The following is a 12,597-nucleotide window of genomic DNA, read 5'->3' as shown; positions in this document are numbered from 1 at the left end:
CGAGTTTTGGACAAGAGGGGCGTCGGTTCTAGTCTGAGTGCATGAACACCACCTTCGGCGGAAAGCCCCATGTCCTGATCCTCGGCGGCGGGTCGGTCGGCCTGACGGCCGCGTCCGAGCTGCGCAAGACCCTCGGCTCGGAGGTGGCGATCACGGTCGTCGACCCGCGTCCGTACATGACCTACGCACCCTTCCTCCCCGAGGTCGGGGCGGGAAGCATCGATCCTCGCAACGTCCTCGCCCCGCTGCGCAAGGTCCTTGCAGGGACGAAGGTCGTCACCGGCTCGGTCACCTCGATCCGCAGCGGCGAGAACGTCGTCGTCGTCACCACCGAGGACGACTCGCAGCTCGAGATCGCCTATGACTACCTGGTCGTGGGCCTCGGTGCGGTCCCGCGACTGCTCCCGATCCCCGGGCTCGCGGAGAACGCGATCGGCTTCAAGCAGGTCGAGGAGGCGATCGCCGTGCGCGACCGCATCCTCGCGAACCTGGCCGAGGCCGCCTCGACCAAGGATCCTCAGACCCGCAAGCGCCTGCTCACCTTCACCTTCATCGGCGGCGGCTTCGCCGGTGGCGAGGCTGTCTCCGAGGCCGAGGACATGGTGCGCGATGCGCTGCGCTACTACCCCGACCTGCATGCCTCGGACATCCGCTTCGTGCTCATCGATGCGGCACCGTTCGTCTTCCCGGAGCTCACCGAGGACCAGCGGGCCTACGTGCTCAACCAGCTCCGCGAGCGCGGCATCGAGGTCAAGCTCGAGACCTTCCTGAACTCTGCCGAGGACGGGGTCATCAAGACCAGCGACGGCGACGAGTTCGAGTCCGATCTGCTGGTGTGGAACGCCGGCGTGAAGCCGAACCCGCTGCTGGCCGACGAGGAGAACTCGGATCTCCCGGTGGTCACCGAGCGCGGCCCGCTCATGGGCAAGATCGACGTCCTCGCGGATCTCCGCGTCAACGGCGCCGAGGGGCCGATCGACAACGTCTTCGCCGCCGGCGACTGCGCGGCCGTGCCGGATCTCGCGTCGGGAGAGGGCAAGTTCTGCCCGCCCAACGCCCAGCATGCGACCCGCCAGGGCAAGCGCGTGGCCGACAACATCGCGCGCTCCGTCCAGGGACGCCCGCTGGTGGACTACTACCACAAGAACCTCGGCGTGATGGCGACCCTGGGCATGTACAAGGGCGTCGGCCGACTGAACCTGGGCGACAAGGAGATCGACGTGCGCGGTCTCCCGGCGTGGGCCGCCGCTCGCGCGTACCACGTGTACGCGATGCCGACGCTGGGTCGCAAGGCTGCTGTGCTGGCCGGCTGGGCTGCCAATCTGATCTCGCGCCGAGACATCATCGGCATCCCGCAGTCCACGGATCCGCGCGCCGCCTTCGAGCTCGCTGCGAACTCGGGCCCCAAGAAGAAGTGATCGCGGGCGACGGCGCGATGAGCGCCTGACGCCCCACCGCAGAAAGGACCCTCTGGCCTCGGCCAGGGGGTCCTCTCTGCATCTTTCGACATCCTCGGAGGGCGGAGAGGGCCCCGCTGGGCGCGATCAGCCGGGTGCGCCTGCCGCTCTGCGTGTGAGGCTGAGCATCCCGACGATGCCGAGTGACGATCGGCCCTGACGCCCAACGGGCTGCTGACGTAAGGTGTGAGTGAACGTGATCAGCGGATGTTTCATCTGAGCAAGATCAGTCATCAGTGGCAAGTGGGCCCCGCGGGGCAGGCTGGAGGAACCATGGAGATCATCGTCGTCGCCGATGCGGCGAAGGGCGCCGTCGCCGTCGCTGACGTCTTCGAGAGCGAGATCCGGCGTGCAGGGAAGAGGGGGATCGTGCTGGGTCTCGCGACGGGCTCCTCCCCGGTCGAGGCCTATCGCGAACTCATCCGCCGACACCGCGAGGGCGGGCTCTCCTTCGCGCATGCCCGTGCGTTCCTCCTGGACGAGTACGTGGGTCTCCCGCGAGAGCACGAGCAGAGCTACCACCGCTTCATCCGAGACAGCTTCACCCATCACATCGACATCGATGACGCCGCCGTGCACTCGCCCGACGGCACCGCGAGCGACCCTGTCGCCGAGGCGGCACGCTATGACCGTGCGATCGCGGAAGCTGGCGGCGTGGACCTGCAGATCCTGGGCATCGGGTTCAACGGCCACATCGCCTTCAACGAGCCGGGCAGCTCGCTGGCCTCCCGGACCCGTATGGCTGCACTGACCCGTCGGACCATCGAGGACAACGCCCGCTTCTTCGACAGCCCGGAGGACGTCCCTGTCCGCGTGCTCACCCAGGGCCTCGGCACGGTGAGCGAGGCGCGTCGGATCGTGCTCACCGCGACGGGGGAGGGCAAGGCCGAGGCTGTCGCCCATCTCGTCGAGGGGGCGATCAGTGCTCGCTGGCCCGCGACCGTGCTGCAGCTGCATCCCGACGTCACTGTCGTGGTCGACGAGGCCGCAGCCTCGAAGCTCGAGCTCACGGAGGACTACCGCTTCGCGCAGGAGGTCGCCGGGCGCTCCGTCGACGCACGTCACATCTGAGGAGCCCCTCTGGGAGGAGCGGGTGCGGTCCGCTGCCTATACGATTCCTGGCATGCAGGCTGACCCCTCCTCCACGGCCGTCCCGGCCCCCGTCACCGCCTTCGACCGCTTCTTCGGCATCACCGCCAGGGGCTCGAGCGTCGCCCGCGAGGTCCGCGGCGGGCTCGTCACCTTCTTCTCGATGTGCTACATCGTGGTGCTGAACCCGCTCATCATCGGCACCGTCCCCGACTCCACTGGGCACTACCTCGGCGGAGGAACAGAACCGAACCTGGCAGCCGTCGCCGCGGGCACTGCGCTGATCGCGGGCATCCTGTCCATCCTCATGGGCGCCTGGGCGAAGTTCCCTCTCGCCCTCGCAGCAGGGCTCGGTCTGAACGCCTTCCTCGCCTACTCCGTCGCCTCCCTGCCGGGGATGACCTGGGCGGGGGCCATGGGACTCGTCCTGATCGAGGGCGTGCTCGTGCTGATCCTCGTCCTCACCGGATTCCGCAAGGCGGTGTTCGACGCGGTCCCCGGCTTCATGAAGACGGCGATCAGCGTCGGCATCGGCCTGTTCATCGCGTTCATCGGACTCTACAACGCACGTTTCGTCACCTCGGCCGAGGGCACCCCGATCCAGCTGGGCGGAGACGGCTCGCTGTACGGCTGGCCGATCCTGGTGTTCGTCGTCGGCCTGCTGGTCATGCTCCTGCTGTGGGTCCGCAAGGTGCCGGGAGCCATCCTGATCGCGATCGTGGTCGCCACCGCCGTCTCGATCCTGCTCGAGCAGGTCCTCCATCTGGGGGCGTACTCCGACGGATCCGACGGCGCAGCGGCGAACCCCTACGGCTGGAGCATGAACGTGCCGACGCTGGAGGGACTGCCGATCCAGCTGCCCGACTTCTCCACCCTGTTCACGGTCGACCCGATCGGCGGCTTCACGGCCGTGGGCGTGGTCGGTGCCAGCGTCATCGTGTTCTCGCTGCTCCTGGCGGACTTCTTCGACACCATGGGCACGATGGTCGCGGTCGCCTCCGAGGGCGACATGATCGATGAGAACGGGGAGATCGAGCATTCGCAGCGCATCCTCGTGGTCGACTCCCTGGGAGCGATCGCCGGCGGCGTCGGCGGCGTCTCCTCCAACACCAGCTTCGTGGAGTCCACCTCCGGCGTCGCCGACGGGGCTCGCACGGGGCTCGCAGCCGTGGTCACCGGCGTGGCCTTCCTGCTCACCACCCTGTTCTCCCCGCTGGTCGCGATGGTGCCCTATGAAGCCGCCACACCGGCCCTCGTCATGGTCGGCTTCCTGATGATGACCCAGGTGACCTCGATCGACTTCACCGATCTGGAGAAGGCGATCCCGGCCTTCCTCACGATCATCCTGATGCCGTTCACCTACTCGATCACCGTGGGCATGGGGGCAGGCTTCATCATGTACGTGCTGATCCTCATCGTGCGGGGCAAGGCGCGCCAGGTGCACTGGCTCATGTACGTCATCGGCGCGCTGTTCGTCGTGTACTTCCTGCGCGGAGCGATCGAGGGCCTGGTGCTGTGAGCGCCGCCGGCGGCGCGGAGGGCGGCACCTCGGAGGGCGGCACCTCGGAGGAGGACGCGGAGCTCGCGGCGCAGCTGCGGGCGGTGCTCCTGGTGTCCTCGAGGATCCTTCGCACCCGTACCGCCGACGACAGGGTGTCGGCCTCGCAGTTCTCCGTCCTCGCCTACCTGCAGCGCAACGGCGAGGCGACCCCTGGCGCGATAGCGGCTTTCGAGCATGTCTCGCCTCCGGTGATGACCAGGATCCTGCGGCGCCTCGAGGCGGATGGACTCATCGTCCGCTGTTCAGACCCCGAGGACGGCCGGCAGGTGCTCGTCTCGCTCACGGAGAAGGGCGATGATGTCGTGGCTCGCGGACGCCGGGAACGGGATGCCTGGCTGAGCACGCGCATCGGAGACATCAGCGTGCACGAGCGACAGACGCTCCGTGAGGCGACGGAGATCCTGCGGCGCTCCTTCCTCGGCCGACCCGACTGAGTCGACGACCCGAACGACGTGGCCGCCTCGACGTACCCGTCGTCCGATGAGCCTTCTCCCACGACCTCGGGACGCCCGTCGCCGCCCGTCCCCACGACGCAGGAGGGCCGGGCCGCCCTCTAGGAGCGACTCGGCCCTCCGAGCTCTCGACGACCTGATCAGGCACCGGAAGCAGAAGCATCCAGAACGTGATCCAGCACCGCCACGAGCGCCCGCACATCCTCCTCGGGCGTAGCCGGGAAGGTCGCGATGCGCAGCTGGTTGCGCCCGAGCTTCCGATAGGGGTCGATGTCGACGACGCCGTGGGCGCGCAGCACCGCGGTGATCGCGGAGGCGTCGATCTCGTCATCGATGTCGATCGTCGTGATCACCTGGGAACGTGCCTGCGGATCGGTGACGAACGGGGTGAGCTCGTCACGACGCTCCGCCCACTCGTGCAGGATGCCGCTGGTCGCCGAGGTTCGAGCGTCAGCCCAGGCCAGACCGCCCTGAGCATTGAGCCAGTCGATCTGGTCGGCGAGCATCGCGAGCGTCGCGATGGCGGGAGTGTTCAGCGTCTGATCCTTGCGGGAGTTCTCGATCGCGGAGGTCAGGGAGAGGAACGCGGGGACCCAGCGATCCCCTGCGGCCTCGAGGCGCTGTGCTCGCTCGATCGCGGCGGGGGAGAGGATCGCGAGCCACAGCCCTCCATCGGAGGCGAATGCCTTCTGCGGGGCGAAGTAGTACGCATCGGTCTGGGTGATGTCGGTGGCGATCCCGCCCGCCGCCGAGGTGGCGTCGACGAGGACGAGCTGCTGCTCGGTCGCGCCGTCCGGACGTCGGACGGGGACCATGACTCCGGTCGATGTCTCGTTCTGGGGCCAGGCATATGCGTCGACGGCTGAGCTCGCGACAGGGGTGGGCAGCGCGCCAGGGTCGACGGAGATGACCTCGGGCTCGCCCAGATGCGGTGCGTTGCGGGTCTCGGTCGCGAACTTCTGGGAGAACTCGCCGAGCACCAGATGCTGGGACCTCTTCTCGACCAGGGAGATCGCTGCGATGTCCCAGAAGGCGGTGGAACCGCCGTTTCCGAGCACTACCTCATAGCCCTCGGGGAGCGAGAAGAGATCGGTGAGGCCTGCCCGCACTCGGCCGACCAGGCTCTTGACCGGCTTCTGCCGGTGAGAGGTGCCCAGCACGGAGCGGTAGGAGGTGGACAGTGCATCGACCTGCTCATCGCGGATCCGGGACGGACCGGCACCGAACCGACCGTCCGCAGGCAGCAGCTGCTCAGGGATGGTCAGGGCGCGGATCTTCTCGGCGCGCGCGGTGCGGGCATCACTCATCGTGGTTCTCCTCGGGGTTCGGCGGTCGACGTGTCCGATGCGTCGACCGCGGGCAGCACCATCCTGCCAGCGACGACAGCAGGAGGGGCGCAGGAGTCCAGCAGACGGTTCACAGTCCGACGTCGGAGCATCGGCCCGCGATCGGATGGACGTCGTCACAGCTGCGTCCGCCGTGCCGGAAGCGGCGATGCGCGGTCCCCGGTTCTGGCAGGATCGGACCATGAGCCGTGCCGATCTCGACAAGAAGCCCTATGACGTCGCCGGAATGTTCGACAGCATCGCCAAGCGCTACGACATCACCAACGACGTCGCCGCGCTCGGTCAGGTCCGGATGTGGCGAGCGGCGATGGTCGACGCTCTGGAGCTCGGTCCAGGATCTGAGGTGCTCGATCTCGCAGCTGGCACGGGGACGTCGAGCGCCGCGATCGCCGAGAGCGGGGCACGGGTGCTCGCCGCGGACTTCTCCCTCGGGATGATGACGGAGGGCCGACGGCGCGGTGCACCGGTGCCGTTCGTGGGCGCGGATGCACAGCACCTGCCCTTCGTCGACGACTCCTTCGACGCGGCAGTCATCTCGTTCGGCCTGCGGAACGTGCAGCAGCCCAAGCTGGCGCTGGCCGAGATGACCAGGGTCGTCCGGCCCGGCGGCCGAGTGGTCGTATGCGAGTTCTCGACCCCGAGCTCCAGGGCGTTCCGCACCCTGTACGAGCGGTACCTGCTGCGCGCTCTGCCGGCCATGGCGCGCAGAGTCGCAACGAGCTCGGATGCCTATGACTACCTCGCAGAGTCGATCCTGGAGTGGCCTGACCAGGAGCAGCTGAAGGGCTGGTTCCGGGAGGTCGGCCTCGAACGGGTCCAGTACCGCAATCTGTCCGGCGGGATAGTCGCACTGCATCGAGGGATCGTCGCTGAGGACGAGCTCGAGGCGTCCTCGCATCGCTGAAGGTCCCGGGAGGTCCCCGACTGCGCCCCATACAGTGGGGACGGAGCGGTAAGTCGTGCGCTGACCTGCGGTGATGGAGTGTTATTGCTGGGTGTGGTCGAGGCCACGCCGGAAACGGGCTTCTCGAGTTGACGTGCTGGAGCGGTCTGCGTAATGTTTTCCCTCGTGCCGAGGAGATCGGCGAAACGGGAGACCAGAGATGGAAAACCGGAAAACCACTCCTCACCAGGTACTTCGGTTCTCTTCGAAGTGAACGGAGGCGCGGGTCACACCGGGTCGAGTTGACAGAGAGGGAAACGGGCCCCTAAGGTTTAGGGGTTGCCTCGGAACGAAGAGCTTAACGGCTCGGAGCATCGAGTGCGCGTGTTGCTTGATATCTCAATAGCGTGTCTGTTTGTTGATGCCAATATTTTTGATTGGCAAGATTTACGGATGATCAGCAGTAGCTGGTTGTTTGTTTCTTTTGCCGGGATTTTTTCATGTTTTCATGGAGAGTTTGATCCTGGCTCAGGACGAACGCTGGCGGCGTGCTTAACACATGCAAGTCGAACGATGACGGTGGTGCTTGCACTGCCTGATTAGTGGCGAACGGGTGAGTAACACGTGAGTAACCTGCCCCCCACTCTGGGATAACCTCGGGAAATCGGGGCTAATACCGGATATGAACTGTCACCGCATGGTGGTGGTTGGAAAGTTTTTCGGTGGGGGATGGGCTCGCGGCCTATCAGTTTGTTGGTGAGGTAGTGGCTCACCAAGGCGATGACGGGTAGCCGGCCTGAGAGGGCGACCGGCCACACTGGGACTGAGACACGGCCCAGACTCCTACGGGAGGCAGCAGTGGGGAATATTGCACAATGGGCGAAAGCCTGATGCAGCGACGCCGCGTGAGGGATGACGGCCTTCGGGTTGTAAACCTCTTTCAGTAGGGAAGAAGCGAAAGTGACGGTACCTGCAGAAGAAGCGCCGGCTAACTACGTGCCAGCAGCCGCGGTAATACGTAGGGCGCAAGCGTTGTCCGGAATTATTGGGCGTAAAGAGCTTGTAGGTGGCTTGTCGCGTCTGCCGTGAAAACCCGAGGCTCAACCTCGGGCGTGCGGTGGGTACGGGCAGGCTAGAGTGTGGTAGGGGAGACTGGAACTCCTGGTGTAGCGGTGAAATGCGCAGATATCAGGAAGAACACCGATGGCGAAGGCAGGTCTCTGGGCCATTACTGACACTGAGAAGCGAAAGCATGGGGAGCGAACAGGATTAGATACCCTGGTAGTCCATGCCGTAAACGTTGGGCACTAGGTGTGGGGAACATTCCACGTTTTCCGCGCCGTAGCTAACGCATTAAGTGCCCCGCCTGGGGAGTACGGCCGCAAGGCTAAAACTCAAAGGAATTGACGGGGGCCCGCACAAGCGGCGGAGCATGCGGATTAATTCGATGCAACGCGAAGAACCTTACCAAGGCTTGACATGCACCGGACGGTCGCAGAGATGTGGCTTCCTTTGGGCTGGTGCACAGGTGGTGCATGGTTGTCGTCAGCTCGTGTCGTGAGATGTTGGGTTAAGTCCCGCAACGAGCGCAACCCTCGTTCCATGTTGCCAGCGCGTTATGGCGGGGACTCATGGGAGACTGCCGGGGTCAACTCGGAGGAAGGTGGGGACGACGTCAAATCATCATGCCCCTTATGTCTTGGGCTTCACGCATGCTACAATGGCCGGTACAATGGGTTGCGATACTGTGAGGTGGAGCGAATCCCAAAAAGCCGGTCTCAGTTCGGATTGGGGTCTGCAACTCGACCCCATGAAGTCGGAGTCGCTAGTAATCGCAGATCAGCAACGCTGCGGTGAATACGTTCCCGGGCCTTGTACACACCGCCCGTCAAGTCACGAAAGTCGGTAACACCCGAAGCCAGTGGCCCATCCTCGTGAGGGAGCTGTCGAAGGTGGGATCGGTGATTGGGACTAAGTCGTAACAAGGTAGCCGTACCGGAAGGTGCGGCTGGATCACCTCCTTTCTAAGGAGCATCACCAAGTATGGTGGCCGTCTGCCTGCCCGCGTGTGGTGGGGATGGTTGCTCATGGGTGGAACATCAACGGATGGGCGCTTCGCTGGTTCGCAGTGATTGTTCTAGTACGCCTCCTGGTGGGGTGGGAACGGATGGTCGTGGGCTGGTTCGAGGTGGAGACACGCTATTGGGTTGTGAGGCTGCACGCGGCCTGTTCTGGGGTTCTTCCTGTGGGGAGGGGCTCGGGGTGGGTGTGTGGCTGGTCCTCCCTTGCTGGGGCATCGCTGTGGTGGTGTGCTGGTGGGTGTGGGGTTGTTTCTTGAGAACTACATAGTGGACGCGAGCATCTTGTAAGCAATTTTTTGTCTTTGTGTGTTGCCAAGTCTTTAAGGGCGCACGGTGGATGCCTGGGCACAAGGAGCCGATGAAGGACGTGGGAGTCTGCGATAAGCCTCGGGGAGATGACAACCGATCTGTGATCCGAGGATGTCCGAATGGGGAAACCCACCGCAAGTCATGTTGCGGTACCCGCCATTGAATGTATAGGTGGTGTGGAGGGAACGCGGGGAAGTGAAACATCTCAGTACCCGCAGGAAGAGAAAACAAATAGTGATTCCGTGAGTAGTGGCGAGCGAAAGCGGAGGTGGCTAAACCTGGTCTGTGTGATACCCGGCAGGGGTTGCAGGCTGGGGGTTGTGGGGCAGTGCGTGACCTCTCTGCCGGGGGGTCGGCGTGGACGTGTGTTGGTAGTCGAAGTCGTGGTGAGTGCGACGGCGTAGAGGGTGTGACCCCCGTAGACGAAACTGACGTGCGGCGTTGTTGCTGTTCCCGAGTAGCACCGGGCCCGTGAAATCCGGTGTGAATCTGCCAGGACCACCTGGTAAGCCTGAATACTCCCTTGTGACCGATAGCGGACAAGTACCGTGAGGGAAAGGTGAAAAGTACCCCGGGAGGGGAGTGAAATAGTACCTGAAACCGTGTGCTTACAATCCGTCGGAGCCTTTTGGGGTGACGGCGTGCCTTTTGAAGAATGAGCCTGCGAGTTAGTGGTCGGTGGCGAGGTTAACCCGTGTGGGGTAGCCGTAGCGAAAGCGAGTCTGAACGGGGCGTTCAGTCGCCGGCTCTAGACCCGAAGCGAAGTGATCTATCCATGGGCAGTGTGAAGCGCGGGTAAGACCGCGTGGAGGCGCGAACCCACTTCAGTTGAAAATGGAGGGGATGACCTGTGGATAGGGGTGAAAGGCCAATCAAACTTCGTGATAGCTGGTTCTCCCCGAAATGCATTTAGGTGCAGCGTTGCGTGTTTCGTGCCGGAGGTAGAGCACTGGATAGGCGATGGGCCCCACCGGGTTACTGACCTTAGCCAAACTCCGAATGCCGGTACGTGAGAGCGCAGCAGTGAGACTGTGGGGGATAAGCTTCATAGTCGAGAGGGAAACAGCCCAGAACATCAGCTAAGGCCCCTAAGCGTGTGCTAAGTGGAAAAGGATGTGGAGTTGCTGAGACAACCAGGAGGTTGGCTTAGAAGCAGCCACCCTTGAAAGAGTGCGTAATAGCTCACTGGTCAAGTGATTCTGCGCCGACAATGTAGCGGGGCTCAAGTACACCGCCGAAGCTGTGTCATTCCGGTTTTGCCGGGATGGGTAGGGGAGCGTCGAGCAGCCAGCGAAGCCGCGGGGGAACCCAGTGGTGGAGGCTGTTCGAGTGAGAATGCAGGCATGAGTAGCGAAAGACGGGTGAGAAACCCGTCCGCCGATTGATCAAGGGTTCCAGGGCTAGGTTAATCCGCCCTGGGTTAGTCGGGACCTAAGGCGAGGCCGACAGGCGTAGTCGATGGACATCGGGTTGATATTCCCGAACCGATCGTAGGAGGACCCATACCGAGGCGTCTGATGCTAACCACCCGAGCTGCCTGCTCGCCCTTCGGGGTGGGTGTGGTGTGTGAGGCTGGGAACCAGGGATGTAGTAGGTCAGCGTGTGGGATGACGCAGAGAGGTAGCTTCCGCGGACTTAATGGAATAGTCCGTCTAAGCGTGCAGCCCGATCCCGGGTAATGCTGGGGTCGTGTGGGTGAGACGTGATGGGGATCCCGTATGGGCGTAGGTGAGTGATCCTGTACTGTCAAGAAAAGTTCCGGCGTGACGAATACGGTCGCCCGTACCCTAAACCGACTCAGGTGATCAGGTAGAGAATACCGAGGCGTTCGAGAGAATCGTGGTTAAGGAACTCGGCAAAATGCCCCCGTAACTTCGGGAGAAGGGGGGCCCGATCCGTGAGAGCGGGGAGGGCCGCAGAGACCAGGGAGAAGCGACTGTTTACTAAAAACACAGGTCCGTGCGAAGTCGTAAGACGCTGTATACGGACTGACGCCTGCCCGGTGCTGGAAGGTTAAGAGGACTGGTTAGCACTTCGGTGCGAAGCTGAGAATTTAAGCCCCAGTAAACGGCGGTGGTAACTATAACCATCCTAAGGTAGCGAAATTCCTTGTCGGGTAAGTTCCGACCTGCACGAATGGCGTAACGACTTCTCCACTGTCTCAACCGCGAACTCGGCGAAATTGCATTACGAGTAAAGATGCTCGTTACGCGCAGCAGGACGGAAAGACCCCGGGACCTTTACTATAGTTTGGTATTGGTGTTCGGAACGATTTGTGTAGGATAGGTGGGAGACTGGGAAGCGTTCACGCCAGTGGATGTGGAGTCGTTGTTGAAATACCACTCTGGTCGTTCTGGATTCCTAACCTCGGTCCGTGATCCGGATCAGGGACAGTGCCTGATGGGTAGTTTAACTGGGGCGGTTGCCTCCTAAAGAGTAACGGAGGCGCTCAAAGGTTCCCTCAGCCTGGTTGGCAATCAGGTGTTGAGTGTAAGTGCACAAGGGAGCTTGACTGCGAGACAGACATGTCGGGCAGGTGCGAAAGCAGGAACTAGTGATCCGGCACCTCATTGTGGAATGGGTGTCGCTCAACGGATAAAAGGTACCCCGGGGATAACAGGCTGATCTTGCCCAAGAGCTCATATCGACGGCATGGTTTGGCACCTCGATGTCGGCTCGTCGCATCCTGGGGCTGGAGTTGGTCCCAAGGGTTAGGCTGTTCGCCTATTAAAGCGGTACGCGAGCTGGGTTTAGAACGTCGTGAGACAGTTCGGTCCCTATCCGCTGCGCGCGTTGGATATTTGAGAAGACCTGTCCCTAGTACGAGAGGACCGGGATGGACTGACCTCTGGTGTGCCAGTTGTTCTGCCAAGGGCATGGCTGGTTGGCTACGTTGGGAAGGGATAACCGCTGAAAGCATCTAAGCGGGAAGCCTGCTTCAAGATGAGATATCCGTGCACGTTTACGTGTGAGAGGCCCCCAGTAGACCACTGGGTTGATAGGCCAGATGTGGAAGCGCAGTAATGTGTGGAGCTGACTGGTACTAATGGCTGATGACTTATCAACATACTTGTTGTTGTTTGCGTGTGTTCGCGTCCACTGTGTGGTTCTGGAGAAACAATCCCTGGGGTTCTCCTGCTCGTGTGTCGGGTGGGTGGTCTTGGGGTCCAGGGTCTCGTCGTGTTACGGCGGTCATAGCGTCGGGGAAACGCCCGGTTCCATTCCGAACCCGGTAGCTAAGCTCGATCGCGCCGATGGTACTGCACTCGGGAGGGTGTGGGAGAGTAGGTCGCCGCCGGACATCTTCACCGAGAAGAGGGGTGAAGGAGTCGCTGAGAGGCATCGATCCATGGGGTCGATCGTTTCTCGCCTCCCTCACCGCTCTTTCTCGTGTTTCCCGCCCGCCTCCGCGACCCGCG

6 protein-coding genes and 3 rRNA genes are annotated in these 12,597 nt (G+C 62.9%); 8 read left to right on the top strand and 1 reads right to left on the bottom strand.

Features of this window, described 5'->3' with window-relative positions; translation table 11 throughout:
• Window positions 1-41: 41 nt before the first annotated feature.
• The 4 genes from ACZ5AJ_RS07655 (at window position 42) to ACZ5AJ_RS07640 (ending at window position 4,541) form a co-directional block, all read left to right on the top strand.
• A complete protein-coding gene (locus tag ACZ5AJ_RS07655; protein WP_464138486.1) occupies window positions 42-1,418 on the top strand; it encodes an NAD(P)/FAD-dependent oxidoreductase in 1,377 nt (458 codons plus the stop codon).
• Window positions 1,419-1,730: 312 nt separating this feature from the next.
• A complete protein-coding gene (gene nagB / locus ACZ5AJ_RS07650; protein WP_464138484.1) occupies window positions 1,731-2,528 on the top strand; it encodes a glucosamine-6-phosphate deaminase in 798 nt (265 codons plus the stop codon).
• Between the two features lie 52 nt (window positions 2,529-2,580).
• Window positions 2,581-4,065, top strand: coding sequence for an NCS2 family permease (locus ACZ5AJ_RS07645; RefSeq protein ID WP_464138482.1), 1,485 nt, complete (start codon window positions 2,581-2,583; stop codon window positions 4,063-4,065).
• The gene (locus ACZ5AJ_RS07640; protein WP_464138479.1) at window positions 4,062-4,541 is read left to right on the top strand and encodes a MarR family winged helix-turn-helix transcriptional regulator; all 480 of its coding nucleotides are present in this window, start codon (window positions 4,062-4,064) and stop codon (window positions 4,539-4,541) included. The genes ACZ5AJ_RS07645 and ACZ5AJ_RS07640 overlap by 4 nt, the downstream gene beginning before the upstream one ends.
• A 158-nt stretch (window positions 4,542-4,699) precedes the next feature.
• On the opposite strand, the gene serC is transcribed toward ACZ5AJ_RS07640, so the two are convergent.
• Window positions 4,700-5,866: a phosphoserine transaminase gene (serC, locus tag ACZ5AJ_RS07635; protein WP_464138478.1), complete on the bottom strand. Its 1,167-nt coding sequence runs from the start codon at window positions 5,864-5,866 to the stop codon at window positions 4,700-4,702.
• Window positions 5,867-6,086: 220 nt separating this feature from the next.
• On the opposite strand from serC, the gene ACZ5AJ_RS07630 reads away from it, so the two are divergent.
• The 4 genes from ACZ5AJ_RS07630 (at window position 6,087) to rrf (ending at window position 12,479) form a co-directional block, all read left to right on the top strand.
• Window positions 6,087-6,809, top strand: coding sequence for a demethylmenaquinone methyltransferase (locus ACZ5AJ_RS07630; protein ID WP_464138477.1), 723 nt, complete (start codon window positions 6,087-6,089; stop codon window positions 6,807-6,809).
• Window positions 6,810-7,293: 484 nt separating this feature from the next.
• Window positions 7,294-8,812: ribosomal RNA gene (locus tag ACZ5AJ_RS07625) — 16S ribosomal RNA — on the top strand.
• Window positions 8,813-9,179: 367 nt separating this feature from the next.
• Window positions 9,180-12,244 (top strand): 23S ribosomal RNA (locus tag ACZ5AJ_RS07620).
• 118 nt (window positions 12,245-12,362) lie between these two features.
• Window positions 12,363-12,479 (top strand): 5S ribosomal RNA (gene rrf / locus ACZ5AJ_RS07615).
• Together the 16S, 23S and 5S rRNA genes form the textbook arrangement of a ribosomal RNA operon.
• The last annotated feature ends 118 nt before the right edge of the window (window positions 12,480-12,597 follow it).

It is taken from the genome of Brachybacterium zhongshanense (assembly GCF_055385755.1).
This window is presented reverse-complemented; position numbering and strand designations above follow the sequence as displayed.

Coding starts and splice junctions, on each gene's coding strand:
- ACZ5AJ_RS07630 (WP_464138477.1), top strand. CDS start 6,087: ATGAGCCGTGCCGATCTCGACAAGAAGCCCTATGACGTCGCCGGAATG.
- serC (WP_464138478.1), bottom strand. CDS start 5,866: ATGAGTGATGCCCGCACCGCGCGCGCCGAGAAGATCCGCGCCCTGACC.
- nagB (WP_464138484.1), top strand. CDS start 1,731: ATGGAGATCATCGTCGTCGCCGATGCGGCGAAGGGCGCCGTCGCCGTC.
- ACZ5AJ_RS07655 (WP_464138486.1), top strand. CDS start 42: ATGAACACCACCTTCGGCGGAAAGCCCCATGTCCTGATCCTCGGCGGC.
- ACZ5AJ_RS07645 (WP_464138482.1), top strand. CDS start 2,581: ATGCAGGCTGACCCCTCCTCCACGGCCGTCCCGGCCCCCGTCACCGCC.